The organism is Mesorhizobium sp. B2-4-3 (genome assembly GCF_006442815.1).
In the GTDB taxonomy this organism is placed as follows: domain Bacteria; phylum Pseudomonadota; class Alphaproteobacteria; order Rhizobiales; family Rhizobiaceae; genus Mesorhizobium.
In genome coordinates, this window is sequence record NZ_VFVL01000001.1 from 405,235 (window position 1) to 430,738 (window position 25,504).

Genomic DNA, 25,504 nt, shown 5'->3' on the forward strand with positions numbered 1-25,504 from the left:
TCTTCGCAGCTTAACGCATGTCGCCCAAAAGTGTGCAGCGGTTCTGGGAAATGACATGCGTCAAAACAGAGGCTTAAGGCGCGCCGCGCTTTAAGAAAAAGGGCAGCCTTTTCAACCGGCTGCCCTCCTTCGGATCATTGCGGGCTCAAAGCCGGCTCAGCTTCCGAGCGCGGTCTTGACGGCAGCCGCCGCATCGCCGCCATCAAAGGTGGTCACGCCGGCAAGCCACGGCGTCACCGCATCCGGATGCTTCTTCAGCCAGTCGGTGGCGACCGTCTGCGGGTCGCCGCCCTTGAGGATGGCGTCCATCATCTCGCCTTCCATGTCGAGATTGAACTTCAGGTTGGCGATGAACTTGCCGGCATTCGGGCACTCGGTCATGTAGCCCTTGCGGACATTGGTCGAGACGGTGGCAGCGCCGAAGCCGCTGTCGCCCATGCCGCCGAGATAGGTGATCTTCATGGCGCCCATCACCGGATGCGGCGTCCAGCCGAGGAAGGCGATCCATTCATTGTTCTTCATCGACTGCTCGGCCTGCGTCAGCATGCCGGCTTCCGAGGATTCGACCAGTTCGAAGCCTTCGAGGTTGTCCTTCGGGTTCTTGATCATGTCGAGGATGATGCGGTTGCCGTCATTGCCGGCCTCGATGCCGTAGATCTTGCCGTTGAACTTGTCCTTGAACTTGCCGAGATCGGTCAGCGTCTTGACGCCGGCATCCGCGACATAGGTCGGCACGACGATGCCGTAGCCGGCGCCAGCGAGGTTCTGGCTGACGGTCTCGACCGAGCCGTCGGCAGTATAATCCTTGATGTCGTTGGTCATCGACGGCATCCAATTGCCGAGGAAGACGTCGAGATCCTTGTTCTTCAACGACGCATAGGTCACCGGCACCGAAAGCTGGATCACCTGCGGTTCGTATCCGAGCGCAGTCAGCAGCACCGAAGCCAGGCCCGTGGTGGCCTGAATGTCGGTCCAGCCGACATCCGACAGCCGCACGGCCTTGCAACTCGCCGGATCGCCGGCATAGGCGGCGGTCGTCGACAGAAGCGCCGCAAGGCCGAGGCCTGCGACGAAAGATTTAATGCGCGACATGAACTTATCTCCCATTGGATTTTCGAGGCAAAGCGAAGTCACGGTTCTTGCGCCCGCCTTGTTTCGTCAGCCAAACACCATTTTGATGTTGTTTCAAGCGGTTCAACGTCGCGACGAACGGCGCGCGCTGGCCATTAAGCGACATGACAGCTTTTTGAACGACATCGAGTTTCTGGTGGACGGAGCCGGCGCCCTCTCCCCGAGCCGCGGCAAGTCGGCTTAGGGTGTGTCGAGATTCAGGTCGGGCCGACCTCTCCTGAATCCCGACACACCTAAAAGAGCGACATGGCCAAGCTTTACTTCCACTACGCGACGATGAACGCCGGCAAGACGACCATGCTTTTGCAGGCTTCCTACAATTATCGCGAGCGCGGCATGTCGACGATGCTGTTCGTCGCCGGCCATTACCGCAAGGGCGACACAGGGTTGATCTCGTCGCGCATCGGCCTCGAAACCGAGGCCGAGATGTTCCGTGACGGTGATAACCTCTTTGCCAGGGTTGCCGAGCACCACGTACACGCCGCGGTGCACTGCATTTTCGTCGACGAGGCGCAGTTCCTGGAAGAGGAGCAGGTCTGGCAGTTGGCACGCATCGCCGATCGGCTGAACATCCCGGTCATGTGCTACGGCCTGCGCACCGACTTCCAGGGCAAACTGTTCCCGGGCTCGCGCGCTCTGCTCGCCATCGCCGACGACCTGCGCGAGGTGCGCACCATCTGCCGTTGCGGCCGCAAGGCGACGATGGTGGTGCGCCTGGGGCCCGACGGCAAGGTGGCGAAGCAGGGCGAGCAGGTGGCGATCGGCAAGGACGTCTATGTCTCGCTCTGCCGCCGACATTGGGAAGAGGAGATGGGCCGCGCCGCGCCCGACGACTTTATCGGCTTTGTCAGCCGCTGAGCCGGAAGCCTGCCTAGAGCCGGATGTCATCCGAAAACCGCTTCAAGCCCCGACCAGCGCCGGCGAAAGATATTTGCCGGCGCTGTTTCATGGCCGTTCGCAAAAACAAGACCTTAAGGCATATCGGCTAAAGCTGTTCGATGATGGTGCGTTACTAGGCGCCATGCGTATGCTTGCCTTGCCTTTCAAGGATCCAACCAATTCTTTTGTTTTGACGCTTCTCCTTGTCTTCCTTCTTTCAATCCCTTGAAGCCCCACATATATTCGCCGCCACGACATGGAAACGGATGCCGAAGCGGGAGGCCCCAATGGCGACATTGCAGAATTTCGATGCCGAAATTGCCAAGACCAAGCAGGTCGTGCAGGACATGCGCAGCAAGATCGAGCAATCCGGCACCGTGCTCGACACGCTCGCCCAGGCCGACAAGAAGATCGGCGACGCCAATTTCGACATCGAGAACGCCCGCATCGAGGACGTGCTCAAGCAGCAGAAGGTCATGGAAGGCAACATCGCCGACCTGATCATCGGGCTGGAGGATGCCACCAACGTCTTCGGCGCCGAATTCGAAAGCATGAAGAACTACACCGGCTGGGAAAACTTCGTCGGCGTCTTTTCGGCGCAGCGCAAGCAGCGCATGCGCACCGACCGCGTCCGCAACATGTCGCTGGCCGGCAATCTGCAGGAGTTGCTGGCGAAGTCGGACACCATCGTCGGCATCCTGAAGGCGCAGAAGCAGGTTCTCGACCAGCGCTACAAGACCTCCGAAACCAGCCTGTCGCAGGTGATCGAACGCCGCAAGACGACCATGTCCAACCTCGAGGCGGTGCAGAAGCGCATCGAGGAATTGAACCCGCAGCTGCTCGACATCGAAAACAAGATCGCCGCCTCCACGACCCAGAAGGAGCGCACCGAGCTTGAGGGCGAGCGCTCGAAGATGGCGACCGAATACAATGAAAAGCAGGCCAAGGAGCAGGAGCTGCTGGCCGAAAGCCAGACGCTGGAGCGCTACACCTCAATGTTCCAGACCTTCGTCGATTCGCTCAACAACCAGATCGCCGCGCAGTCGACCCTGATCAACAAGCTGACCATCGACACCGAGCAGCGCATCGTGCTGTACAAGGCGCTGGAGGATTCGCTGAAGACCGCCGCCCAGCAGGACGTCGCCCACAAGATCAACACACTGGGCAGCCAGGTCGACAACACCGCCGAGGAGACGATGGCCGGCATTGGTGCCGCCTCGCAGAAGCACATCGGCGACCTCCTGGAGATGCACGAGAAGAACATGGTCGCCAGCGCCGACATCCAGCGCCGCAAGAAGCTTGCCGACGACGCTTTCGCCCGCCGCTTCGACGATGTGATGAAGAAGCACAACGCCGCCAACTATGTGCAGCAATAGGCGGCGCCGCTGATTTCGTTTCCACGGCAGCCACATGACACCTGAGAACGACGCCGCGGCACGCTATTTCTCCGCCATCACGGCGGCGCTGAGCGGGCTGGAAGTGTTCATGCGCGACGACCGTTCGCCGCTTTACCGGCACGGCATCGTCGCCAGGATCGTCGCGGAGTATATCGCGCGGCTGGACAAGTCTTTTGCCTGCTGGCGCAACCGGCTCGGCTTCATGGACACGTTCCGCATCTCGCGCGCCGAAAGCGGCTACCCCGTCTTCCAGAGCCTGCTCGAGCTGGAAAACGACCGCCAGCAGGCCGATGCGCGCTTGGCCAACATCCCGCTGGCAGGCGAGCTGCGCGAGGAGATGGCCGACTTCATCCTGCGTCACAAGGAGTTTCCCGAGGCGCTGCAGAAGTCGATGGCCGAGCGGCTCTATCTGGAGGACGTCAAGAGCGAGGCGACCTTCGGCCCGTTCACCCTGGCGCAGACGGCAAAGGTCTCGGTCAATCCGAAGACCATGCGGCCCTATTATCTCGTCCACTGGGCCGCGTTCGACGGCAGCGCCAACCTGCCGCTGGTCTATATGGTGACGGTGGAGGATTCCTCCGAAAACATGGTGCGCCAGCTGGTCGACGTGAACGGCAAGCTCAACGAGCGGGTCGATATCCCGCTCCCCGTCGACGGCCTGCTCAACCCGGAGCTTGCCCATCGCTTCGACGACTTCACCGAAAAGAATTCCGCTTACACACTCTCGCCGGCGACGATCGCGGTCAATCTCGACAAGGATTTCGAGCCGCTGCATCCCAAGCAGCTGAGGCGCGTGGTGCTGGGACCCTTCTACTCGGCCGGCATCACCGACAACAATTCGACGGTGGCCGAGGTGCTGGCCAAGGTGCGCAAGCCGGAGAACGCCTGGCTGCTCACCTGGACGATCCAGGAGGTCTTTTCGAAGAGCGAGAAACCCGGCCGCAAGGGCCTGTTCTCCAGCGAGAAGACGACGCAGGAATTCTTCATCAACACCGACGACCTCGAAGCGGCGCGCCAGGGCGTGTCGAGCTACGAGAACCACGCGCTGATCCCGCACGAGGCCTACCAGGCGCTCTACGCCGCGGGCGAAGCGCAAAAGATCTTTTCCGGCTACAAGGTCCACATCCTGTCCAACGGACAGGTCATCAGCGACGTTTGAGATGCTTGCGCGGCCAAAGGCGCGGCGCGCAAGCGAGGTGCGAAAAATGAAACCAGCGGTATCCGCTAAGAAAAGAGAGCTTGACGTTTTAAGGAAGAGGGTTCGCCTCGGTGCCCTGGATAGCCTGGAGCACACCCAGCGGATCGACATCACCTACACGTCGAACGCAATCGAGGGCAACACGCTGACCGCGGGTGAGACCGCCTTGGTGCTTGAGAAAGGCATCACGATCAGCGGCAAGCCCCTCAAGGACCACCTCGAGGCGATCGATCACGCGCGGGCTCTGAACTGGGTGCTGGAAATCGCCGCACAACGCGACGCTCCGATAACCGAGGCGGACGTCCGCAACCTGCATCATCTGGTCGTCGCGAATTCCAAGCCGGAGATCGCCGGTCGCTACGCCGACATCGCTCGCTATGTGAACACCGATGCCGGCGTTCACAACTTCCCGACCCCGGCGGAGGTCCCGGCCCTTATGGAAACGTTCTGCCGATGGCTGACTGCGGCACGCAGCACGCCGCAGACCGCCTTCGAGGCCCATCGACGGCTCGTCGGCATCCACCCCTTCAACGACGGCAATGGCCGTACGGCGCGGCTGTTGATGAACCTTGTGCTGGCGCGCGCCGGCTATCCGCCGGTGGCGATCCGCCCCGAAGATCGTCCCGCTTACATCGCCGCGCTTGAAATTGACCAGCGCGGCGGCGGTCATGCCGCCTTCGACAAGCTGCTTTTCGAAAGGCTGGACCAGACGCTGGATCTCTATCTCGATGCCGCGCGTCAAGCGCGGAACTCTTCCGCCGGTGCCAGCACGACAATTCCGATGAGGAGCTGACTATGGATACCGGCCTGACAACGATTTCGGAAACCGCAATCGAAAAGCACCGCGCGACCGCGCAGAGCTTCATCACCCGCATCGTCGTGCTGGAGGACCCCTCGCGCGAATCCGGCACGGCGCTCGCCGGCACCAACCGCCGCTTCGTCTCGACCGTGTCGGTCGGCTCGGTGCGCCGCACGCGCGAGGTCGAGATCTCGAAGACGGTCGCGGCCATCCACCCCGACGATCAGCTGATGAGCATCCCGCAGCACACGCTGCTCTATCGCGCCCGGCGCGGCTTGGCGATCGCGCTCGCCATATCGGATGTCTTCGCCGAAGGCTCCGACCTCGAAAGCCTGCAGGCGAGGAACGCGCGCGCGCCGCTGGAAGGCGACGAGGCGGCCACCTTCAAGAAGCTTCTGTCGGCGTCGGCTTACGTCTCCGCCTTCAGTTTCGCGTCTTATTTGTTCCAGCTGATCGACGGCGACGGCGAGGCGCCGAACGACATTCCCGAGCCCGACTTCCTGTTCGACACGCCGCAGGATGCGGTGAAGTCGATCGTCGCTGGTCTCGACAAGGCGATCGCCGGCTCGAAGGATGACGCCGACCTGACGACGCGCGCTCGTGCCTTCGCCCGCGTCGCCATCGACGGGTTGCTTGCGCGAAAAGGTCGTTTCGACGGCATCGGCCCGTTCGAGAACGCCCATATCCGTATCGATGTCGACGATTTCACCCTCGATGGTTTCGACGTCGCGCCCGGCAAGCGCTCCAAGCCGCTGGTGATGACCTTCAAGAAACCGGAAGAGGTCGTCGGCAACCACATCGCCAAATTCCAGTCGGTCAGGCTGGCCAGGATGCTGATGGCCTACGACTTCGAGCGCGAGCTGAACCCCTTCGTCGAGCTCGGCGGCTTTCTGTTCACCTTCATCGGCGACGGCGCGCCGGGCACCGGCAAGACGACGCTGATCCAGATGATCGCCGGCCTCGTCAATGGCTACTGTCAGGTCGCAGGCTATCCTTTTGCTTACGAGAATTTCGGCGTCGACCAGATTTCGTCCTACCAGGGCAAGTCGGGCCAGAACTGCCGCCAGTTCATCAACAACGTGCTCAATCCGCGCGTCATCGGCTTCGGCACCATCGATGACATCGATCAGGTGGCGGCGCGCCGTTCCGACGACCGTGCTTCGGCCGGCCAGCAGGAGATCACCGGCGTCCTGATGGACGCCTTCGCCGGTGCCTCGACGGTGGTGCGCGGTAATTGCTCCTTCGGCATGTTTTCCAACTACCCCGAGAATGTCGACGATGCGCTGCGCCAGCGCGCCGGCGCGCGATGGCTGGTCGACGGCCCGCAGACCCGCGACGACTATATCGACATCTTCGTGCTGCTTGCCGGCAAGAACCACAAGATCCCGCTCGGCGAGCACGAGCTCTATGCCGCGCAAGAGATCCAGCGCGCCGTGACCGAAGCCTATGAAGAGCATGAGAAGCCACAGGAAGATGGGCTGATGAAGGTCTATGAGCGCTACATGAACGAGAACGGCGCGCCCAAGACCATGGCCGATGTCGGCACCTACCTGCACATGATCAAGGACGCCGAGCCGCGCTTCACCGGTCGCGCCATCAAGAACGTCACCGACGCGATAAAGATGCGCGCCATGGACATCGAGCTGCCGGACGACTGGTTCGAGAAACCGGAAGCCTTCATGCACAAGAGCTACGATGACAAGAAGGCGATGATCGAGGAACTGCGCGGACCGTTCTCGATGGACATGGTCATGCAGGAGATCAACCGCTACGCCGATTCCGAGTTCCGCTATTCCGACAAGTCCGACGATGCCGCGGTGGAGAAGCTCCTGCGAGACGCAAGGCTGCGCGAGCGCGCCGCGCGCGCGATGGAGGAATTGAAGAAGAAGGGTTTGTGGAATGCGTGAGCTGCGCCGACGCCTCCTTCTCCCCTTGTGGGAGAAGGTGTCGCCGAAGGCGACGGATGAGGGGTGCTCCAGGGAACGCCAGCGTCTCACTCCGCTGGAACACCCCTCATCCGTCTCGGCGCTATCGCGCCGATCCACCTTCTCCCACAAGGGGAGAAGGGAAGGCTGCGCCGCCCCTCATCCGCCCTTCGGGCACCTTCTCTCCGTGAACGGGGAGAAGGACAGGTGAAGAAGAAACCCGACCTTCTGCGCGACAACGAGCTGATCTACGGCAGGCTGCTCACCATCGACGAGCCGCATCTCATCCAGCGCTACAACAAGGCGCTTGCTGCGTTCGGGCTCGAGCTGACCAAGCTTAAGAGCTTCCAGATCGACCGCACCGGCTTCTCGCCCGAGATCGCTGAGGAGTGCGGCGACTACGACTATCTCGACCCCAACGAGGTCAACCGCCGCTTCATCATCCTGACGCCGTCGCAGATCGACCTGCCGGTGGTGCATACCGCCTTTTCCAACACCTCGCAGCTGATGTTCGAGTTCATGTCGAAGAACCAGCGCGCCATCGACGCGCTGACCATCAAGGACGTGATCTACGGCGAGATCGAGGACTCGGTCCCGAAAGTCAACGACATCGAGGATCTGCTGTCGATCAACCAGGTCGAGTTCAAGGTGCTGTCGGCCGAGGACGTGCTGGGCAAGGCGGCCGAACTCGGCAAGCTGGTCGACCGGCTGAGGCAGGAGCCCGACGCCTGGCGCGACAACGCCATGCTTGAGCGCATGGTCGACCTTGCCAAGATCTGCGGCGACATCCGCGAGAACGCGCTGGTGCCGGACCAGGTCATCTTCCGCCACAACGCCTACTGGACCAGCCATTTCGGCGGGCTCTACGTCTTCGTCGACCCCGATATGACGACGGTGATCAGCGATCCGGCCGCCCCCGGCTTCCGCCGCTCGCGACCCTGGCAGGTGAGCTATCTGTCGATCAACGACGCCGACAAGGTGTTCGGCTTCCTGGCCGCCACCGGCCGCCTCGACCTGCCGCGCGCCTCCTGGATCGAGGCTTCCGGCTATCTCGAGCATCGCGCAGAGATGGTCGTGCGCGCGCTGATCCGCGACGCCGAGCCCAACCGCAATCTGACCGATGTCGACAAGGTCTGGCTGCAGACCTGGATCCACGGTCATGCCGACCTGATCGCCCAGGACGGGAACTTTCCTTTCCTCAACGCCGCCAAGCGCGAGATCGCCCAGCTCGGCCACCTCAAGATCGAGGATGTGCCGCCGTACCAGCGCTTCCTGGTCGTGCGCGCCAAGCCCGACCACCCCGATGCCTGGCTGACCAACCAGCTGATCTCGGATTTCGTTCCGCAGGACTTCGTTTCGCGCTACGTCTTCAACAAGCCCGGCTTCTACAAGGATTATGACGGCTTCAGCGACGCCTGGAGAAGCCATGTTGTGGACGTTCTGAAAACCACATATTTGAAGGACAAGGCGGCGTTCCGCGCACGCCTTTACGGCCTGACTGACTAGAACGAAATGAACCGTCATTTCGTTCTAACTTATTGTTTTGACGCATGATGTTATCCAAAAGGTCTGCAACTTTTTGACATCATGCTAAGGGGTGCCACAGCCATGCTCGACCCGATCGTGAACTTCTTCACCCAGATTTTCCAGTGGATCGGCCGCGGCATCGGCTTCGTCATCGGACTCATCCTGTGGCCCTTCATGTGGGTCGGCCGCTGGTACGGCCAGCGCGGCTGGATTCTGAAGGCGGTGGTCGGCCTTGCCATTCTGGTATTGATCGGCCTTTACGCCAATTTCTTCTACGCCACGCAGTGGTGGAACAATTTCAACCCGAACTATCCCGACACCTACACGTTCGAGAAGCGGAACGTGTCGGCCGGCGAGCAGGTTTCGGCCGGCAGCGGCACCGATACGGCCAAGACCTGCGGCAACTCCGCCATCGCCCAGGTTGCCGCCGATCTGACGGACTTCAATGTCAACCAGAATGCCTGGATCTCCTCGATGATCCTCTACAAGCTCGGCCTGTTCGGCATCGATTGGGACAACACGCCGTGGATGGACAACAAGGCGTCCTTCCAGCGCGGCATCAACCAGGCGGTGCGGCGCACCGCGACCGAACTTGCCGACAATCTCGGCCGCGTGCGCACCACATCGCAGATCGACGCCGATCTGCAAGATGCGCGCGGCAATCTGCAGTTCGACGAGTACACCTGGTATTTCGGTCTCAACCCGTTCGGGCCCAAGACGCCGACGCCGAGCTATTATCGCGACGCGGTGCGCAAGCTGCGCTCCTTCAACGCCCGTCTCGCCACCTGCCAGGCGACCTTCGACGCCCGCGCCGACAATCTGAAGCAATATATCGACCGCATCGCTTCGGACATCGGCTCGACCTCGGCCATTCTCAAGGAGCGCGCGGAAAACCACAACAATGGCTGGTTCGATACCCGCGCCGACGACCGCTTCTGGTTCGCCTATGGCCAGCTCTACGCCTATTACGGCCTGATGAAGGGCGCCCAGGCCGACTTCGAGGATGTGATCAAGGAAAAGCACCTGCAGAGCCTGTGGGACACGATGGACCAGCAATTCGTCTCGGCGCTGCGCATCCAACCCTTCATCATCGCCAACGGCCGCGAGGATGGCTGGCTCCTGCCGACGCATCTGACGACGATGGGCTTCTACATCCTGCGGGTGCGCTCCAATATGGTCGAGATCAGCAACGTGCTGACGCAGTAGCAGCCTTTTCGGCCAAGACAGGGATGGTGGATTTGCGCCGTCGCTTCTGTCGCTTTTCGCGTATTCAGCGGCTGTTTTGAGACGGCGGAACGGTCTTCGCTCTGGCTTCTATACGCCGCAACGACCGGGGCCCGAAGACCCGAGCGGGGTCGCACCGGGAACAGCAATATTCTTTCTTTGCAGGAAACATAGTTGCATGAAAGTTGACGCCGCGGCAGCGACAGGGTTAGAAAACACCCCTGCGCCCGTGCGGCGTCTCGAACATGCACAACTGATCAAAACCGTCCCTTCCACCGCCCAATCCAGAGGAAAGCCGTCATGGCCGAAGTGAAGTCCGACATCGAGATCGCGCGCGCCGCCAAGAAAAAACAGATCCAGGAGATCGGCCAGAAGATCGGCATTCCGACCGAACACCTTCTGCCCTATGGCCATGACAAGGCAAAAATCTCGGCCGAGTTCATTAAGTCGGTCAAGGGCAACAAGGACGGCAAGCTGATCCTGGTCACCGCCATCAACCCGACGCCGGCCGGCGAAGGCAAGACCACCACCACCGTCGGCCTCGGCGACGGCCTGAACCGCATCGGCAAGAAGGCGATCATCTGCATCCGCGAAGCCTCGCTCGGCCCGAATTTCGGCGTCAAGGGTGGCGCCGCCGGCGGCGGCTACGCACAGGTCGTGCCGATGGAGGACATGAACCTCCATTTCACCGGCGACTTCCACGCCATCACCACCGCGCACAACCTGCTCTCGGCGCTGATCGACAACCACATCTACTGGGGCAACGAGCTCGGCATCGACACCCGCCGCGTCGCCTGGCGCCGCGTCATGGACATGAACGACCGGGCGCTGCGCGAGATCATCTGCTCGCTCGGCGGCGTCGCCAACGGTTATCCGCGCGAGGCCGGCTTCGATATCACCGTGGCTTCCGAAGTCATGGCGATCCTGTGCCTGGCCACCGACCTCAAGGACCTGGAAAAGCGCCTCGGCGACATCATCGTCGCCTACCGTCGCGACAAGACGCCGGTCTATGCCCGCGACCTCAAGGCCGACGGCGCCATGGCGGTGCTGTTGAAGGACGCCATGCAGCCCAACCTGGTGCAGACGCTAGAGAACAACCCGGCCTTCGTGCATGGCGGCCCGTTCGCCAACATCGCGCATGGCTGCAACTCGGTCGTCGCCACCACCACGGCGCTGAAGCTTGCCGACTATGTCGTCACCGAAGCCGGTTTCGGCGCCGACCTCGGTGCCGAAAAATTCTTCGACATCAAGTGCCGCAAGGCCGGGCTGAAGCCGTCCGCGGCGGTCATCGTCGCGACCGTGCGCGCCATGAAGATGAATGGCGGCGTCAAGAAGGAAGACCTCGGGAAGGAAAACATCGAGGCGGTCAAGAAAGGCTGCGCCAATCTCGGCCGCCACATCGAGAACATCCGTCAGTTCGGCGTGCCGGCGGTTGTTGCCATCAATCACTTCTATTCCGACACCGACGCCGAGATCCAGGCGATGAAGGACTATGTCGCCTCGATGGGCGAAGAGGCGATCCTGTGCAAGCACTGGGCCAACGGTTCGGCCGGCATCGAGGACCTTGCCAACAAGGTGGTGGCGCTCGCCGAATCCGGTGCCTCGCAGTTCGCGCCGCTTTACCCCGATGCCATGCCGCTGTTCGAGAAGATCAACACCATCGTCCAGCGCATCTATCGCGGCTCGGAAGCGATCGCCGACAAGTCGGTGCGCGACCAGCTGCACGCCTGGGAGCAAGCCGGCTACGGCCACCTGCCGGTCTGCATGGCCAAGACCCAATATTCCTTCTCGACGGACCCGAACCTGCGCGGCGCGCCGACCGGCCACACCGTGCCGGTGCGTGAGGTCAGGCTGTCGGCCGGCGCCGGCTTCGTCGTCATCATCTGCGGCGAGGTCATGACCATGCCCGGCCTGCCCAAGGTGCCGTCCTCGGAAAAGATCTTCTTGAACGAGGCCGGCCAGATCGAGGGCCTGTTCTAAATATCGTTCGAATTGAACGACCAAGGGCGCCGCCTCATCGCGGCGCCCTTTTTTCTTCGCCGGCTTTCATGCCACCGTGGGCGAGCCGAACTTCTTGATGCCCGCGACCGACATCGAGACGAACTGGTCGAGGATGGCGAAGAAGATATCGAGGCTGAAGCCGAACAGGAAAGCGAAGGTGAACAGGCTGAAGCCTATGCCGGTCACCTCGCCGCCGAGCTTGGTTCCCGGAGCCATGAACCAGGCGAGGATCATGCCGGCAAGCCCGCCTAGCGCGATGCGATGAATGAGGCGCGACAGCGACGGATTGGGCAAGAGCGGGTTCAGGATCATGCGCATGTGGAACATAATGCCGCCAAGCGCGCCGTAGAGCGCGGGCAGGATCCACAGCGCATAGGGGCTGAGGACCTCGCTGAGCGTCTTGGCCTGCAGCGTCAGCGTCGAAATCGAATTCGGCGTGATGGTGATGACGCCTTCGCATTGCAGGTCGCGTGTCGCCGCGTCGAAATCCGCGTTCACGTCTTCCACCTGGCCGGCCGCGCCGGTGGCGCTGACGACTTGGGTGCCGCCTTGAATGTTGCCGTTGTTCTTGCAATCGAAGTCCGACTGCTTGAGCGGCTGGCTGTTCTCGGCCCCGCTCTGCTGCTGCGCCAGCGCGATTTGCTGACCGCAGAACTGGTCTATGGCCATCTGCCTGGGGTTCGAGAAATTGATTGGCGCTCCCGCCTTGGCTGGCGAAGCCGAAAGCTTGCAATAGGCCCATTGCATGCCCCAGAGCGGAAATGGCGCTTCCTGTGTCATGAACCCCTGCGCTCGCACCAGCAGTGAGGAAAAACGCTGGTCGAGCGAATGCAGGCTGTCGACGGAATTGTAATAGGCGTCCTTCAGAAGCGTCAGGTCGGTCGCCGACGCCTGCTGGGCGGCGGCCGAGCTCAATTGCTTCTTGGTCGCCCAGACCTGCCGGATCGACTGCCCGAACCGGGCGCTGAAATCGTTGTTGTCGATCTCCTGCAGTTCCACGTTGATCGACACGCCCCTGTTGTAGACATAGGTCAGCTTGCCGATGACGATCATCATTGTCACCGAGAGCGCGATCAGAAAATAGGTTGCCAGCGCGGTCCGCCGCGACATGTCGCCCGGCGACCAGCCGGTGCGGAGCGCGGCCAGCGTGGAAAACGGCACGGTGTTGGAGCAGTCGTTGAGCACCGTCTGAAGCTTGACGACCTCGGGCTGGCTTGCGCTCGCGTCATTGAGTTTTTCCGCGTCGCCGATCGCGGCGAACAGGGCGCTGTCCTTGAACACGCCGTAGCGGCCGTAGCCGGCAACCAGCTTGGCATCGGCAAGCAGTCCGGAGACAAGAGGATCGCGGAATGTCGTCATCGCGCGCCCCTACGACTAGCCCAGATAACCGGGCACGAAGCCATATTGCGACGGGCATCCGCAGGGATAGCCGGGCGGCCCGGGCGGTTGTGCCCAGCACCAGAAGAATTGGGTGACGCAGATCGTGCCTGGCGCGTGCGGCGGGACTTGCGCAAGAGCGGGCCACGGCAGCAGCGCCGCGCCGACAGCGAGGGCCAGGACGACCAAGGTTCGTGCAACGCGCGCCTTCAATCCAGCCCCCAAAAAGCCAACCGCGCTTACTCACATGCGCGGTGACTTTCCGAAAATACCGGAGCGACGTCCGTGAAATGGCTCACGCTCTACCTCGATATTTGGCGCCGCATCCCGGCGGCGCCTCTAGCCAGTCAGAGCTAGGCGGCGTTCCGCTGCAAGGCACGCTGGTTCGATGCATAGATCGTGTCGCGCTCAGGCAGGGCGCCGGTCTTCAGGCAATCGATCCACTCGGCGGTCTTCAGCACCGCGGCGAAGCGCGACTGCAAGACGACGCTCACCACCCGGTGGATGTCCTCGGCCGATGCATAACCGGCGCTGTTGGCATAGGGCACCGAGCCGCTGGCATCCGAAAGGAACTCGACGGCAAAGCCCATATGAACAGCGTGGATGATAGTCGACAGATCGCAATTGTGGGTCATGTAACCGATGACCACGATCGTATCGATGGCGTTGGCGCGCAGCCAGGCTTCGAGATCCGTGCCGGTGAAGGCCGAAGGCAGCGTCTTTTCGACATAGTGGTCGCGGCTGCGCCTGGCGATCTCGGGATGCAGCTCGCCGCCATGGCTGCCCTTGGCGAAGATCGGCGAGGTCTCGGGCGCCATCTGTCTGACGACGACGATCTTGATGCCGGCCGCCGCCGCGGCATCCATGGCGCGCGCAACATTGGCGACGGTCTCGGTGAATGGCGGATGCTGGATGGCGAGATTGCCGCCATTATAGTCGTTCTGGACATCGACGACGACAAGCGCGCGGCGTGGCTGGGTGGCGGGAGCTGACATGGCGGTTTCCTTTCGATCGTGTTGATGGGCCAAAACTAGTCGGCTGGTTCGGTTTCAGAAAGTGGCCCGATTGACATCATTCGAAAGAATTGGGACATTCGGCTTTCAACGGAGCGATGCTTGCCATGAAGAACCCGATCGTTGCCGCCGTCGCCTTCGACGGCATCAGCCCGTTCCATCTCTCCGTGCCGTGCCTGGTGTTCGGCGCGGACCGCACCAAGCTTGGCCTGCCGCGCTTCGACTTCCGCGTCTGCGCGATGGAGGAGGGGCCCATTCATACCGATGCCGGGCTGAGCATCCTGGTGCCGCACGGGCTTTCCGTGCTCGATGAGGCCGACATCGTCATCATCCCGAGCTGGAAGGATCTCGAGGCTCCGCTGGCCGCGCCGTTCAAGGATGCGCTGCGACGCGCGCATCGGCACGGCGCGCTGATCGTCGGCTTGTGCCTCGGCACCTTCGCCATTGCCGGCACCGGATTGCTTGCCGGGCGCAAGGCAACCACCCACTGGGCCTATACGGACCAGTTGCAGGCGCTTCATCCTGACATCGCGATCGACGCCGACGTGCTCTATGTCGACGACGGCGACATCATAACCTCGGCCGGCGTCGCCGCCGGACTCGACTGCTGCCTGCACATCGTGCGCGCCCGCTACGGCGCGGAGGCCGCCCTTCGGCTTGCCCGCCATGTCGTGCTCTCGCCGCACCGGCAAGGCGGACAGGCGCAGTTCATCGAGCGCCCGCTTGCGCCGACGCCGAACGCGGACCGGTTCGCGCGCGCTCTCGACCAGGTGCGGGCAACGCTCGGCGAAACGCACAGTCTCGACAGCGTCGCCGATGAGGCCGGCCTCACCCGCCGCACCTTCACGCGCCGCTTCCAGAAGTCGGTCGGCACCAGTTTCGGCGACTGGCTTGCCGACCAGCGCGTGGCACTGGCGCAAAGGCTGCTTGAGCAGACGGACAAGTCGATGGACATGGTGGCCTTCGAAGCCGGCTTCGGCAGCGCCACCTCGCTGCGCCAGCATTTCGCCGCGCGGCTCAGGACCTCGCCGGTGCGGTACCGGCGTGAATTCTCAAGAACCGCTCAAAACGCCGGTGCGCTCATCGGCGCGTGACGACCCGCGCCGGGTTGCCGACGACGGTAGTGTTCGCCGGCACGTCGCGGGTCACCACCGCGCCCGCGCCGACGATGGCCCCCTCGCCTATGCTGACGCCGGCGAGGATCACCGCGCTGCCGCCGATCCAGGCATTGTCGCCGATCGTCACGGGCCTGGCGATCTCCAGCCCGGCCAGCCGGCCGGAGGCCTCGCGATGATGCTCGGCGCAGTAGATCTGCACATTGGGGCCGAGCAGCGTCCCCTTGCCGATGCGCACCGGCGCGGTATCCAGGATGGTGCAGCCGGCATTGAGGAAGACGCCATCGCCGAGGAACAGGTTGAAGCCATAGGCGCAATGGAACGGCGCCTCGATGCGAGCCCCCTCGCCCACGCCGCCGAGCAGCGCCCGCAAGGCCGGAGCGATATTGCCGCGCTGCCGGGGCGGAAGGCCGTTGTGCTCGAGCACCGCATCGCGCGCGGCAACGCGCAATGCCTCCAGCTCATCGTCGATGCAGGTGTACCATTCGCCCGCCGCCATCTTCATGCGTTCGCTTGTCGTCATGGTGGCACCTCCAGGTTTCGTCCGCTGCCAAAGCATAATCGATTGTCAGACAAAAGCCCCGTAGCCAAACGCTTGACTTATGCTAGCCTGCCGTTGCGAGACCATGCGACGGTCTCAGTTTGAGGGGGTCGATCATGCTTTACATTCTTGCACTGCTGATAGGCGTCATTGCCGGCCTGCGCGCCATGACCGCGCCCGCCGCCGTCGCCTGGGGTTCCTATCTCGGCTGGCTGCCGGTCGCAGGCACCTGGGCGAGCTTCATGGGCCACTGGATCGCCGTCGGCATCTTCACCATCCTGGCAATCGTTGAGCTGGTCACCGATCAGCTGCCGTCGACGCCGAGCCGGAAAGTGCCGCAGCAATTTGGCGCCCGCATCGTGACCGGCGCCTTCTCCGGCGCGGTGATCGGCGCCACGGCCGGCGCCACCATCGGCGGCCTGGTCGCCGGCGCGATCGGCGCGGTGATCGGCACGCTGGGCGGCGCAGAAGCGCGCGGCCGGCTGGCCGCCGCCTTCGGCAAGGATCCACCCGCCGCCTTCATCGAGGACACGGTCGCGATCATCGGCGGGCTGCTCATCGTGGCGGCGGTCGCATGAGCGCAAAGAGCTTCGACGCCATCGTCATCGGCGCCGGCCAGGCCGGCCCGCCGCTTGTCGGCCGGCTCGAGGCCGCCGGCATGAAGGTCGCGCTGGTCGAGCGCAAGTTCATCGGCGGCACCTGCGTCAACACCGGCTGCATGCCGACCAAGACGATGGTTGCGAGTGCCTATGCCGCGCATCTCGCCCGCCGCGCGGCCGACTACGGCGTCGCGCTCTCGGGCCCCGTCGGCGTGGATTACAAACGCATCAAGGCGCGCAAGGACAAGGTCACCAACGACGCCCGCGGCAATCTCGAAAAATGGATCGCCGGCATGAAGGGCTGCACGCTCTATCGCGGCCACGCGCGTTTCGAATCCGCAGAGACCGTGCGCGTCGGCGACCAACTTCTGACCGCGCCAAAAATCTTCCTCAACACCGGTGGTCGCGCCTCGGTGCCGAACCTGCCCGGTGTCAACGACGTGCCCTATCTCACCAATGCCTCGATGATGGATCTCGATGTGCTGCCCAGCCATCTGATCGTCGTCGGCGGCAGCTACATCTCGCTCGAATTCGCGCAGATGTTCCGCCGCTTCGGCTCCGAAGTCACGGTGATCGAGAAGGCGCCGCGGCTTACCGGCCGCGAGGACGAGGACACCTCGGCCGCCATCCTGTCGATCCTCGAGAACGAAGGCATCGCCGTTCATGTCGGTGCCGGCGACATCAGCTTCGCCAAGCAGGGCAAGGAGATCGCCGTCACCTTCTCCGCGGGCAAGCCGCCGGCCATCGGCTCGCATGTGCTGCTGGCGCTCGGGCGCGTTCCGAACACCGACGATCTCGGCCTCGACAAGGCCGGCGTCGCGGTCGATCAGCGCGGCTTCGTCGTCGTCGACGATCAGTTGCGCACCAATGTGCCCGGCATCTGGGCGATGGGCGACTGCAACGGCAAGGGCGCCTTCACCCACACCTCCTACAACGATTTCGAGATCGTCGCCGCCAACCTGCTCGACAACGATCCGCGCAAGGTCAGCGACCGCATCGAAGCCTATGCGCTCTATATCGATCCGCCGCTTGGGCGCTGCGGCATGACGGAAGCCGCGGTGAAGAAATCCGGCCGCCGCGCGCTGGTCGGCCAGCGGCCGATGACGCGTGTCGGCCGCGCGGTCGAAAAAGGCGAGACGCAAGGCTTCATGAAGATCCTCGCCGATGCCGACACCGGCGAAATCCTCGGCTGCTCGGTGCTCGGCCCGGGCGGTGACGAGGCGATCCACTGCGTGCTCGATCTGATGTACGCCAAGGCGCCGATCTCGACGCTCGCGCGGGCGATGCACATCCACCCCAATGTCTCGGAGTTGCTCCCCACGATCGCCCAGGAGCTTAAGCCGCTGGTCTAAGCCTGGCAGCGGCGTTCTCCCGTTTCTGCATTGCTGCATTGCAACAATGGCGCTTGTGCGCCGGGCGCATGCAACGTCAGTCTGATTTGAACCGATTCAGTCCGGATACCCCATGCCGCTGCCGATCCTAGCGCTCGCCATTGCATCCTTCTGCATCGGCACCACGGAATTCGTCATCATGGGCCTGCTGCCGGAGGTGGCTGCCGATCTCGGCGTCTCGATCCCGTCGGCTGGCCTTCTGGTGACCGGCTACGCGCTGGGCGTCGTCTTCGGCGCGCCGATCGTCGCCATGGCGACCGCGCGCCTGCCGCGCAAGCCTGTGCTTGTCGGTCTCGCCGCCCTCTTTGTCATCGGCAACCTCTTCTGCGCCATCGCGACGAACTACTGGCTCTTGATGGCGGCGCGCGTCTTCACCGCTTTCGGCCATGGCGCCTTCTTCGGCATCGGCTCCGTCGTCGCGGCGAGCCTCGTGCCGCGCAACAAGCGGGCGAGCGCGATCGCGCTGATGTTCGCCGGCCTGACGCTCTCCAACATCCTCGGCGTTCCCGCCGGCACGGCGTTGGGCGAAGCCTTCGGCTGGCGCGCCACCTTCCTCGCCGTCGTCGGCATCGGCCTCATCTCGGTCGCGGCCATCGCCTGGCTGGTGCCTTCGGACGTCGCGGAGCCCAGCGGCGGCGGCCTGGTAGGCGAGCTGCGCGTGCTCGGCAAGCTGCAGGTGTGGCTGGCGATGCTGATCGCCTCGCTCGCCTCCGCCAGCCTGTTCGCCGTCTTCACCTACATCAAACCCTATCTCACCGACGTCTCCGGCCTGTCGACGGCGACCGTCACCTGGGTGCTGCTCTTGTTCGGCGCCGGCATGACCATCGGCAACATCATCGGCGGCAGGCTGGCGGACTGGAAGCTGATGCCGACGGTGATCGCCACGTTGCTCGCCATGGCCCTGCTCTTCGTCGTCTTCACCGAGCTCGGCGCCATCGCGAGCGTGGCTGTCGCCATCGTCTTCCTGTGGGGCATGCTGATCTTCATCGTCGTGCCGCCTTTGCAGATACGCGTCGTCGAAGCGGCCGCCGAAGGGCCGAACCTTGCCGCCACGCTCAATCAGGGCGCCTTCAATGTCGGCAATGCCGGCGGCGCCTGGATCGGCGGCCTCGCCATCTCCTGGGGCGTCTCCTACGCCAACCTGCCGCTGGTGGGCGCGGCGCTCGCGCTTCTGGCCGTCGTGGTGGCCGTGCTGTCGCAGGCGCTTGACCGCCGCACGGTCCCGCAGCCACAACCGGCTGAATAAAGCTCGGCGTCTTCGCCGTAGCAGCTCGGCGTCTTCGCCGTAGCAAGGCTCGGCGTCTTCGCCGTAGCCACCCTGCCCCGACAGCACGGCACGGCTGGACCACTCGACAGCCCGATCGCAAAATGCATGGGTGAAACCGCTTCACGCGGAGGTATCCCATGCAGAAGACGATCGAACGCATTGCCGGCGACAGCGAAGGCGTCGTTTACGAATTTCCGGTCCTGCGCTTCGAGGGCAAGGACAAGGCGGCCCCTTCCGCCTATCTGCAGGCCGCTCTCCATGCCGGCGAATTGCCGGGCGTCGTCGCCATCGACGCGCTGATGCCGATGCTGACCAAGGCGGAGGCAGAGGGCCGCATCAAGGGTTCGATCACCATCGTGCCCTGGGCCAATCCGATCGGCCGCGCGCAATATCATTTCGGCGAGCACCAGGGCCGCTTCAATCTCGGCACCCGCACCAACTTCAACCGCTCCTTCCCGCTGCTTGCGGCGCCCGACGCCAGGCTGTTGCCGGATGTCAGCCTCGGCGGCGCCGATCGCCGGCTGAAGAACCGGCTCGTCCAGCTCTCGCTCGGCAACGACATCGTCCTCGACCTCCACTGCGACGACGAAGGCCTCGCCTATCTCTACATCCACACCAGCCTGTGGCCGCATATGGCCGACTGCGCGGCCGCCATGGGCGCCGAAGCCGTCCTGCTGTGGAGCGAGGACAACACCGGCACCTTCGAAGGCGCCTCGATCATGCCCTATCAGAACGTGCCGGCGAGCGTCGCGCGCTTCGACCGCCGCGCCGTGACCACGGTCGAATATCGCGGCATGCTCGATGTCGATGCCGCCCTCGCCGCGGCCGATGCCGCGGGACTCTACCGCCTGCTGGCGGCGCGCGGCGTCGTCCAGGACTCATCCGTGCCGAAATTCGAGAAATTTTCCGGACCGGTCGTACCGCTGGAAAACATCGACATGATGCCTTCGCCCAGGGCCGGCGCGATCCTCTACGACGTCAAGCCCGGCGATCGCGTCCAGAAAGGCGACAGGCTGGCGACGATCGTGCATGCGCCCGGCGAGGCCGGCGGCCGCACGGAAGTGTTTGCCCCGCAATCAGGCTTCATCCTGACCCGCCGCGCGCGCCGCATCATCCGCACCGGCGAGGATCTTCTGAAGCTCGCCGGCGACAGCAGGAGCAGCGACGCGCGCTCCGGCACACTGGAAGACTGAAGCTCCCCAACGAAGCGTTCGCGCTGACGCCACGGATCAGAGGCCGCGCAGGCTCTCCAGATTGTGCACATGGACATGGTCGCCTGCGGCGACAGGCGCCGTCAGTCGGCCGATGACTTCGCCATATTTGCGCACCTTGGCGCCGGCCGGCAGATCGCGCAGCGCCAGCTTGTGGCCGGCCTCGAGCGCTACGCCGGCCGTAAGCACGAGCCCTTCGCGCGCCCCGCGCGTCGCAACGCTCGCCCCTGCCTCGACCGGCCCGACCAGCACCGCGACGTCGTCGTCGGCATGCAGCACGATAGCGCCCGACTGGGTCATGCGCTTGCCAGCCGCAGCTGGACGCCGGCCGCGTCTTCCCTGAGCTTCAGCACCGCTCCGACATCCTTGCCGGCCATGCCGGCATCCATCGTCTCGGCAAGCACCGCGAGCGTGGCGGCGCCGACCGGCGCGTCCAGGCCGAGCGCCTCGTTCATCGCCAGCGCCAAGCGGCAGTCCTTGTGAGCGAGCTTGACCATGAAGCCGGGCTCGAAGTCGCCCTTGAGCGCGCGATTGTGCATGGCGACCGCGAGTTGCTGATTCCAGGCCATCGTCGTCTTGAGCACACTGATCATCGTGTCGAGCGTCAGCCCTGCCTTGGCGCCGGCGACCAGCGCCTCCGAGCTCGCGGTGATCAATACGCTCGCCAGGAGATTGTTGGTGAGCTTCATGGCCTGCCCCATGCCGAGCGCGCCGCAATGGATGAGGTCCGCGCCCATCGCCGACAGGATGGGACGAGCGCGTTCCAGCACCGCCGCATCGCCGCCGATCATCAATGTCGACGTGCCGGCAATGGCATGCTCGACGGTCTTGCCCACCGGGCTGTCGATCATATCGACGCCGCGCTGGGCAAGCCACGCACCGATCTTTTGCGTGGTCTGCGGGTCGATGGTGCTCATGTCGATATAGAGGTTGCCGGATTTCAGCCCATGACCGATGCCGTCCTCACCGAGCACGGCCGCCTCGACGTCGGGCGCGTCCGGCAGCATGGTGATGACGACCTCCGATCGCTCCGCCACCTCGCGCGGCGAAGCCGCCGCGTGGGCCCCAGCGCCCATGAGCTTCGCCACCGACGCGGGATTGAGATCGAAGACGGTGAGGCCAAATCCCGCCTTGAGCACGTTGCGGGCCATCGGAGCGCCCATCGTTCCAAGCCCGACAAAACCTACTTCGGTCATCAATGCTTCCTTTCACGGAGTTTCCAGAGCATGATCCCGAAAAGTGGGAACCGGTTTTCGGAAAAGATCATGCTCCAACAAGGAGTTAGATCAGGATGACCTTTCAACGAAACGTCATTCTGATCTAGCGAACGCGCCTCAGGCAGGCGCTTTCCACTGGTCGAGCTGCCAGGCCGGCAGGCCGCGCAGGTCCTTGGCGCCCTTGTCGGTGAAGCCGCTTTCGTCCGGTACCTTGCCTGTCGCCTCATAGGCCTTCTGCAGCAGCGGAGCCGCCTTGCCGAAGGCCGCCTTGACCTGATCCCAGCTCAGCGCCTCGGGGATCATCTTGCCGGCGACCATGAACTGCGAAATCTGGCTGACCGCGGCCGCATCGCCTTCCGTCGGCCAGATCCAGCCGCGCTGGAAAAGCACCTCGTCGCCGATGACCTTGGCGCCAAGCGCTGGATCGAGCCCCCAATATTTGTTGACCGATTGCGAAATGTCCTTGGGATCGACTTTCTGCAATTCCGCCAGCGCCCGCTGCGCGGCCACCAGGAAGGCCTGGCCGATCGGCGCGTCGTCGCCGACGATGCGGTCGCTGCAGATCCAGAAGGAGCGGTGGAGATAGTAGCCGTCGGGATAGAACTTCGACTTCTTGACACCCGGCAGCAGGTGCCCTTCGCCCTCGCCCGCCGGCCCGCTATAGCCGGCCTCGGTGTAGCCGAAGGAATTCATGATACCCGTCAGCCCGGTCTCGGCATTGGCCTTGAGGAAGGCCGGATAGATCACGACCGACGCGTCCATGCCTTCCGGCAGGGATGCGGCCACCGCCTGGGTCGGCGTGTTGACGATGTTGATGTTGAAGGCGCGCGGATCGGCGTCGCCCAATTCCTGCAGCAGCATCTGCGAGAGCGCGTTGTAGGGGTCGCCGCCGACCAGCGCGCCGACCGTCTTGCCCTTCAGGTCCTCGATGTTCCTGATCGGCGAGCCCTTGCGGGTCGCAAGCACCATGCGCATGTGGCCTTCGCCCACGGTCAGGATGTTGATCGGCTGCGCCTGCGACAGCAGGCGAACGATCGGCGTGTTGCCCCACATGCCGATGTCGAGATCGCCCGAGACGAAGGCCTCGACCATGGGCAGGGCCGAAGGATAGTCGCGCCAGTCGACCGCGAGATCATAGCCGAATTCGGCCGCCGCCTTCTCCAGCATCTTCTCGTTGATCATGCGCTGTGTCAGCGGCGAATTGCCGGCGGCGTAAGGCTGGCGGCCGATCGAGATTTTCGCCGTCTTGCGGTCCTGCGCCCGCACGATCGCGGGCATGGCCAGGGCGCCCGCGGCGGCGCCCGCAAGGAACATGCGGCGGGTGAAGATGCTCTGCGTAAATCTTGTCATGACATTCCTCCGTCCTGTCGTGTCAGTTCATCGTTGCGCGGTATGCTTCTTCGCGGATCAGCTCCCAGATCGACTGGCAGAGCCTGGCGAAATCGCCGGAGCGGCGGGTCGCGTCGCCGCGCGGCCTCGGCAGGTCGATGTCGATGATCTGCTTCAGCCGGCCGGGATGGCTGCTCAACACCGCCACCCGATCGGCCAGGAACACGGCCTCGTCGATGGCGTGGGTGATGAAGACGACCGTGCGCCGTTCCGTCGCCGGGCGGTCCTGTCCCCAGATCCGCAGCAATTCGTCTTGCAGGATGACGCGGGTCTGCGCGTCGAGCGCCGCCAGCGGCTCGTCCATCAAGAGGATCTCGGGTTCGCTCGCCATCAGCCGCGCCAGCGCCACACGCTGGCGCATGCCGCCCGAAAGCTGGTGCGGATATTTCTCATGCGAACCCTTGAGCCCGACCATCTCGATTGTGCGCTCGACGCGCTCGGTTCGCTCGGCCGGCGAGAGCCCCTGCCCGGCCGGCCCGTAGACCAGTCCGAACTCGACATTGCCGCGCACCGTGCGCCAGGGAAACAGCGCGTAGTCCTGGAACATCACGCCGCGCTCGGCGCCAGGCCCTTCGATCGGCTTGCCATTGAGCGTCATGGTGCCGGACGTCAGGGGCTCAAGACCGGCGAGCATGTTGAGCACCGTCGTCTTGCCGCAACCCGAGGGTCCGACAATGGCGAGGAACTCGCCGTCCCTGATGTCCAGCGACAGCTTCTCGACGGCGACGACCGAGCCGCCAAAGGACTTGCTGACGCAATCGAGCCGGATCTTCGGCGCGCTCATATACGGCTCCACGGTACGGTGATGGCGAGCGCCCAGCGCAGGGCGCGGTCGAGGGCGAAGGCGACGATGCCGACCGCGATCATGCAGACGACCATGCCGTTCAGATCGATCGAGTAGGCGTAGAAGACGAACATCATCTGGCCGATGCCGCCGCTGCTGCCGGACTTGGCGCCGACCGCAAGCTCGGCGGCGATGATCGCCGTCCAGGCGATGCCGAGGCCAATGCGCATGCCGACGAGGATCGACGGCAAGGCCGCTGGCAGCAGCACCACGCGCATGCGGGTGAGCGGCGTGAGCCCCATGGTCAGCGCAGCGCGCATCAAGCTGGGCTCGATGCGCTTCACGCCCGAGATGGTGTTGATCAGGATCGGGAAGAAGGCGGCATAGGCGACGATGGCGATGGCGGCGCCCGAACCCGACCCTAGCCAGAGGATGACCAGCGGCAGGATGGCGAGCGCGGCGATCGGGCGGAACGTCTCCACCAGCGGATCGAGATTGCGTTCGACCGTCGGCATGCTGCCCATGGCTATGCCGAGGGGAATTGCCACGCACGCCGCGATGGCAAAGCCCGCGAAGACACGCCCGAGGCTGGTGGCAAGGCCGGCGAGCAGGTCGCCGTCCCGCAGCATGGCGATCGCGGCTTCGGCGACGGTGGTGGGGCGCGGCGCCTGGGCCGAGCCCGAGGCGAGAAGCTGCCAGCCGGCAAGCAGCAAAAGAGGAACGGCGAGGCGAAGCGCCATGTGTTTCATCGCGCCGCTCCCGTCTGCGCCCACGGGGTCAGAACCTTCGAAAGCTGGCGCAGGCCCTTGTCGGTCAGGAAGCCGAGCACGCCGATGGTGACGATGAAGGCCATCACCGTCGGTGTCGACAACATGCTGCGATAGTATTCGATCGCGTAGCCCAGCCCGTTCGGCGCGCCGACCAGCTCGGCGGCGACTACGGCGGTCCAAGATGCCGCCACCGCAAGCCGCGCCGAGACCAGGATCGCCGGCAGCGCCGCCGGCACGATGACGCGCCGCATGATCGACGGCCCAGAGAGGCCCATCGTGCGTGCCGCGGCGATGAGGCGCTTGTCGACCGCGGCGGCGCCCGCGGCGGTGCCGACCAGCAGCGGGAAGAACGCCGTATAGAACATGATGAACAGCGGCAGGCGATGGCCGATCCCGAACAGATAGAGCGCGAGCGGTATCCATGCGATGCCGGCGATCGGCCGCAGCATCTCGACCGGCAGTTCGAGCAGATCGTTCCACAAGCGGCTGCGGCCCATCAGCAGGCCGAGCGGCACGGCAATCGCGGCAGCGGCGAGCAGGCTGGCTAAAAGCCTTACCAGGCTGATCAGCGCATTGCCGAACAGCTCACCGTTGAGCCCGGTGTCGCGAAGTGCTGCGGCGACCGCCAGCGGCGACGGCAGCAGCAGTTTCGACGGCACGAGCAGCGATCCGACATACCAGGCAAGCACGAACAGCGCCATCGTGCGCAGATAAACGAGCACTCCCCCAAGTCGCATGGAGCCGGCCGT

The 25,504-nt window shown here is 64.0% G+C and carries 24 protein-coding genes; 14 read left to right on the forward strand and 10 right to left on the reverse strand.

Annotated elements, in window-relative coordinates:
- Window positions 1-156: 156 nt before the first annotated feature.
- Window positions 157-1,092 carry a choline ABC transporter substrate-binding protein gene (locus FJ956_RS01960; protein ID WP_140676357.1) on the reverse strand — a complete coding sequence of 312 codons (936 nt, stop codon included), beginning with the start codon at window positions 1,090-1,092 and terminating at the stop codon, window positions 157-159.
- On the opposite strand from FJ956_RS01960, the gene FJ956_RS01965 reads away from it, so the two are divergent.
- The 9 genes from FJ956_RS01965 (at window position 1,082) to FJ956_RS02005 (ending at window position 12,060) form a co-directional block, all read left to right on the forward strand.
- The gene (locus tag FJ956_RS01965; RefSeq protein WP_140676361.1) at window positions 1,082-1,315 is read left to right on the forward strand and encodes a hypothetical protein; all 234 of its coding nucleotides are present in this window, start codon (window positions 1,082-1,084) and stop codon (window positions 1,313-1,315) included. The genes FJ956_RS01960 and FJ956_RS01965 overlap by 11 nt on opposite strands.
- 62 nt (window positions 1,316-1,377) lie before the next feature.
- Entirely contained in the window at window positions 1,378-1,989 is a 612-nt protein-coding gene (locus FJ956_RS01970; protein ID WP_140676364.1) for a thymidine kinase, read from the forward strand.
- A gap of 308 nt (window positions 1,990-2,297) precedes the next feature.
- Entirely contained in the window at window positions 2,298-3,386 is a 1,089-nt protein-coding gene (locus tag FJ956_RS01975) for a hypothetical protein (RefSeq protein ID WP_140676367.1), read from the forward strand.
- Window positions 3,387-3,420: 34 nt separating this feature from the next.
- Window positions 3,421-4,566: a hypothetical protein gene (locus FJ956_RS01980; protein ID WP_140676370.1), complete on the forward strand. Its 1,146-nt coding sequence runs from the start codon at window positions 3,421-3,423 to the stop codon at window positions 4,564-4,566.
- A 46-nt stretch (window positions 4,567-4,612) separates the two neighbouring features.
- Complete coding sequence (locus FJ956_RS01985; protein ID WP_140676373.1) at window positions 4,613-5,398, forward strand: Fic family protein; 786 nt, start codon at window positions 4,613-4,615, stop codon at window positions 5,396-5,398.
- A gap of 2 nt (window positions 5,399-5,400) precedes the next feature.
- A complete protein-coding gene (locus FJ956_RS01990; RefSeq protein WP_140676377.1) occupies window positions 5,401-7,311 on the forward strand; it encodes an ATP-binding protein in 1,911 nt (636 codons plus the stop codon).
- Between the two features lie 225 nt (window positions 7,312-7,536).
- Window positions 7,537-8,835, forward strand: a complete 1,299-nt coding sequence (locus tag FJ956_RS01995; RefSeq protein WP_140676380.1) for a DUF6638 family protein — start codon at window positions 7,537-7,539, stop codon at window positions 8,833-8,835.
- Between the two features lie 102 nt (window positions 8,836-8,937).
- A complete protein-coding gene (locus tag FJ956_RS02000; RefSeq protein WP_140676383.1) occupies window positions 8,938-10,062 on the forward strand; it encodes a DUF2333 family protein in 1,125 nt (374 codons plus the stop codon).
- Window positions 10,063-10,380: 318 nt separating this feature from the next.
- Window positions 10,381-12,060, forward strand: coding sequence for a formate--tetrahydrofolate ligase (locus FJ956_RS02005; protein WP_140676386.1), 1,680 nt, complete (start codon window positions 10,381-10,383; stop codon window positions 12,058-12,060).
- Window positions 12,061-12,126: 66 nt separating this feature from the next.
- On the opposite strand, the gene FJ956_RS02010 is transcribed toward FJ956_RS02005, so the two are convergent.
- Window positions 12,127-13,440 (reverse strand): hypothetical protein, encoded by a 1,314-nt coding sequence (locus FJ956_RS02010; protein ID WP_140676389.1) that lies wholly within the window; start codon window positions 13,438-13,440, stop codon window positions 12,127-12,129.
- Window positions 13,441-13,811: 371 nt separating this feature from the next.
- Window positions 13,812-14,453 (reverse strand): cysteine hydrolase family protein, encoded by a 642-nt coding sequence (locus FJ956_RS02015; protein WP_140676392.1) that lies wholly within the window; start codon window positions 14,451-14,453, stop codon window positions 13,812-13,814.
- 125 nt (window positions 14,454-14,578) lie between these two features.
- Between FJ956_RS02015 and FJ956_RS02020 the strand changes: the two genes are divergently transcribed.
- On the forward strand, window positions 14,579-15,565 hold the full coding sequence (locus tag FJ956_RS02020) for a helix-turn-helix domain-containing protein (protein WP_140676395.1): 987 nt from the start codon (window positions 14,579-14,581) through the stop codon (window positions 15,563-15,565).
- Here FJ956_RS02020 and FJ956_RS02025 read toward each other — a convergent pair.
- A complete protein-coding gene (locus FJ956_RS02025) occupies window positions 15,552-16,109 on the reverse strand; it encodes a sugar O-acetyltransferase (protein ID WP_140676398.1) in 558 nt (185 codons plus the stop codon). The genes FJ956_RS02020 and FJ956_RS02025 overlap by 14 nt on opposite strands.
- Before the next feature lie 134 nt (window positions 16,110-16,243).
- On the opposite strand from FJ956_RS02025, the gene FJ956_RS02030 reads away from it, so the two are divergent.
- The 4 genes from FJ956_RS02030 to FJ956_RS02045 all read left to right on the forward strand — a co-directional run bounded on the left by FJ956_RS02030 (window position 16,244) and on the right by FJ956_RS02045 (window position 20,577).
- Window positions 16,244-16,705, forward strand: a complete 462-nt coding sequence (locus FJ956_RS02030; protein WP_140676400.1) for a DUF4126 domain-containing protein — start codon at window positions 16,244-16,246, stop codon at window positions 16,703-16,705.
- The gene (locus FJ956_RS02035; RefSeq protein WP_140676403.1) at window positions 16,702-18,078 is read left to right on the forward strand and encodes an FAD-containing oxidoreductase; all 1,377 of its coding nucleotides are present in this window, start codon (window positions 16,702-16,704) and stop codon (window positions 18,076-18,078) included. Before FJ956_RS02030 ends, FJ956_RS02035 begins: the two co-directional genes overlap by 4 nt.
- A gap of 112 nt (window positions 18,079-18,190) precedes the next feature.
- Window positions 18,191-19,363, forward strand: a complete 1,173-nt coding sequence (locus tag FJ956_RS02040; RefSeq protein WP_140676406.1) for an MFS transporter — start codon at window positions 18,191-18,193, stop codon at window positions 19,361-19,363.
- Between the two features lie 158 nt (window positions 19,364-19,521).
- Window positions 19,522-20,577, forward strand: coding sequence for a succinylglutamate desuccinylase/aspartoacylase family protein (locus tag FJ956_RS02045; protein ID WP_140676409.1), 1,056 nt, complete (start codon window positions 19,522-19,524; stop codon window positions 20,575-20,577).
- A 36-nt stretch (window positions 20,578-20,613) separates the two neighbouring features.
- On the opposite strand, the gene FJ956_RS02050 is transcribed toward FJ956_RS02045, so the two are convergent.
- From FJ956_RS02050 to FJ956_RS02075, 6 genes are all read right to left on the reverse strand, one after another.
- Window positions 20,614-20,895 carry a UxaA family hydrolase gene (locus FJ956_RS02050; RefSeq protein ID WP_140676412.1) on the reverse strand — a complete coding sequence of 94 codons (282 nt, stop codon included), beginning with the start codon at window positions 20,893-20,895 and terminating at the stop codon, window positions 20,614-20,616.
- Window positions 20,892-21,791 carry an NAD(P)-dependent oxidoreductase gene (locus FJ956_RS02055; protein WP_140676416.1) on the reverse strand — a complete coding sequence of 300 codons (900 nt, stop codon included), beginning with the start codon at window positions 21,789-21,791 and terminating at the stop codon, window positions 20,892-20,894. The genes FJ956_RS02050 and FJ956_RS02055 overlap by 4 nt, the downstream gene beginning before the upstream one ends.
- 138 nt (window positions 21,792-21,929) lie before the next feature.
- Complete coding sequence (locus FJ956_RS02060) at window positions 21,930-23,162, reverse strand: PhnD/SsuA/transferrin family substrate-binding protein (protein ID WP_140676419.1); 1,233 nt, start codon at window positions 23,160-23,162, stop codon at window positions 21,930-21,932.
- A gap of 22 nt (window positions 23,163-23,184) precedes the next feature.
- Window positions 23,185-23,985: an ABC transporter ATP-binding protein gene (locus tag FJ956_RS02065; protein WP_140676422.1), complete on the reverse strand. Its 801-nt coding sequence runs from the start codon at window positions 23,983-23,985 to the stop codon at window positions 23,185-23,187.
- Window positions 23,982-24,734, reverse strand: coding sequence for an ABC transporter permease (locus tag FJ956_RS02070; protein ID WP_140676425.1), 753 nt, complete (start codon window positions 24,732-24,734; stop codon window positions 23,982-23,984). The genes FJ956_RS02065 and FJ956_RS02070 overlap by 4 nt, the downstream gene beginning before the upstream one ends.
- A complete protein-coding gene (locus FJ956_RS02075) occupies window positions 24,731-25,492 on the reverse strand; it encodes an ABC transporter permease (protein ID WP_140676428.1) in 762 nt (253 codons plus the stop codon). The genes FJ956_RS02070 and FJ956_RS02075 overlap by 4 nt, the downstream gene beginning before the upstream one ends.
- Between the last annotated feature and the right edge of the window lie 12 nt (window positions 25,493-25,504).

Excerpts from the sequence above, each read along its gene's own strand:
- FJ956_RS01965 (WP_140676361.1), top strand. The coding sequence starts at position 1,082 with ATGCGCGACATGAACTTATCTCCCATTGGATTTTCGAGGCAAAGCGAA.
- FJ956_RS01960 (WP_140676357.1), bottom strand. The coding sequence starts at position 1,092 with ATGTCGCGCATTAAATCTTTCGTCGCAGGCCTCGGCCTTGCGGCGCTT.
- FJ956_RS01970 (WP_140676364.1), top strand. The coding sequence starts at position 1,378 with ATGGCCAAGCTTTACTTCCACTACGCGACGATGAACGCCGGCAAGACG.
- FJ956_RS01975 (WP_140676367.1), top strand. The coding sequence starts at position 2,298 with ATGGCGACATTGCAGAATTTCGATGCCGAAATTGCCAAGACCAAGCAG.
- FJ956_RS01980 (WP_140676370.1), top strand. The coding sequence starts at position 3,421 with ATGACACCTGAGAACGACGCCGCGGCACGCTATTTCTCCGCCATCACG.
- FJ956_RS01985 (WP_140676373.1), top strand. The coding sequence starts at position 4,613 with ATGAAACCAGCGGTATCCGCTAAGAAAAGAGAGCTTGACGTTTTAAGG.
- FJ956_RS01990 (WP_140676377.1), top strand. The coding sequence starts at position 5,401 with ATGGATACCGGCCTGACAACGATTTCGGAAACCGCAATCGAAAAGCAC.
- FJ956_RS02000 (WP_140676383.1), top strand. The coding sequence starts at position 8,938 with ATGCTCGACCCGATCGTGAACTTCTTCACCCAGATTTTCCAGTGGATC.
- FJ956_RS02005 (WP_140676386.1), top strand. The coding sequence starts at position 10,381 with ATGGCCGAAGTGAAGTCCGACATCGAGATCGCGCGCGCCGCCAAGAAA.
- FJ956_RS02010 (WP_140676389.1), bottom strand. The coding sequence starts at position 13,440 with ATGACGACATTCCGCGATCCTCTTGTCTCCGGACTGCTTGCCGATGCC.
- FJ956_RS02015 (WP_140676392.1), bottom strand. The coding sequence starts at position 14,453 with ATGTCAGCTCCCGCCACCCAGCCACGCCGCGCGCTTGTCGTCGTCGAT.
- FJ956_RS02020 (WP_140676395.1), top strand. The coding sequence starts at position 14,579 with ATGAAGAACCCGATCGTTGCCGCCGTCGCCTTCGACGGCATCAGCCCG.
- FJ956_RS02025 (WP_140676398.1), bottom strand. The coding sequence starts at position 16,109 with ATGACGACAAGCGAACGCATGAAGATGGCGGCGGGCGAATGGTACACC.
- FJ956_RS02030 (WP_140676400.1), top strand. The coding sequence starts at position 16,244 with ATGCTTTACATTCTTGCACTGCTGATAGGCGTCATTGCCGGCCTGCGC.
- FJ956_RS02035 (WP_140676403.1), top strand. The coding sequence starts at position 16,702 with ATGAGCGCAAAGAGCTTCGACGCCATCGTCATCGGCGCCGGCCAGGCC.
- FJ956_RS02040 (WP_140676406.1), top strand. The coding sequence starts at position 18,191 with ATGCCGCTGCCGATCCTAGCGCTCGCCATTGCATCCTTCTGCATCGGC.
- FJ956_RS02045 (WP_140676409.1), top strand. The coding sequence starts at position 19,522 with ATGCAGAAGACGATCGAACGCATTGCCGGCGACAGCGAAGGCGTCGTT.
- FJ956_RS02050 (WP_140676412.1), bottom strand. The coding sequence starts at position 20,895 with ATGACCCAGTCGGGCGCTATCGTGCTGCATGCCGACGACGACGTCGCG.
- FJ956_RS02055 (WP_140676416.1), bottom strand. The coding sequence starts at position 21,791 with ATGACCGAAGTAGGTTTTGTCGGGCTTGGAACGATGGGCGCTCCGATG.
- FJ956_RS02060 (WP_140676419.1), bottom strand. The coding sequence starts at position 23,162 with ATGACAAGATTTACGCAGAGCATCTTCACCCGCCGCATGTTCCTTGCG.
- FJ956_RS02065 (WP_140676422.1), bottom strand. The coding sequence starts at position 23,985 with ATGAGCGCGCCGAAGATCCGGCTCGATTGCGTCAGCAAGTCCTTTGGC.
- FJ956_RS02070 (WP_140676425.1), bottom strand. The coding sequence starts at position 24,734 with ATGAAACACATGGCGCTTCGCCTCGCCGTTCCTCTTTTGCTGCTTGCC.
- FJ956_RS02075 (WP_140676428.1), bottom strand. The coding sequence starts at position 25,492 with ATGCGACTTGGGGGAGTGCTCGTTTATCTGCGCACGATGGCGCTGTTC.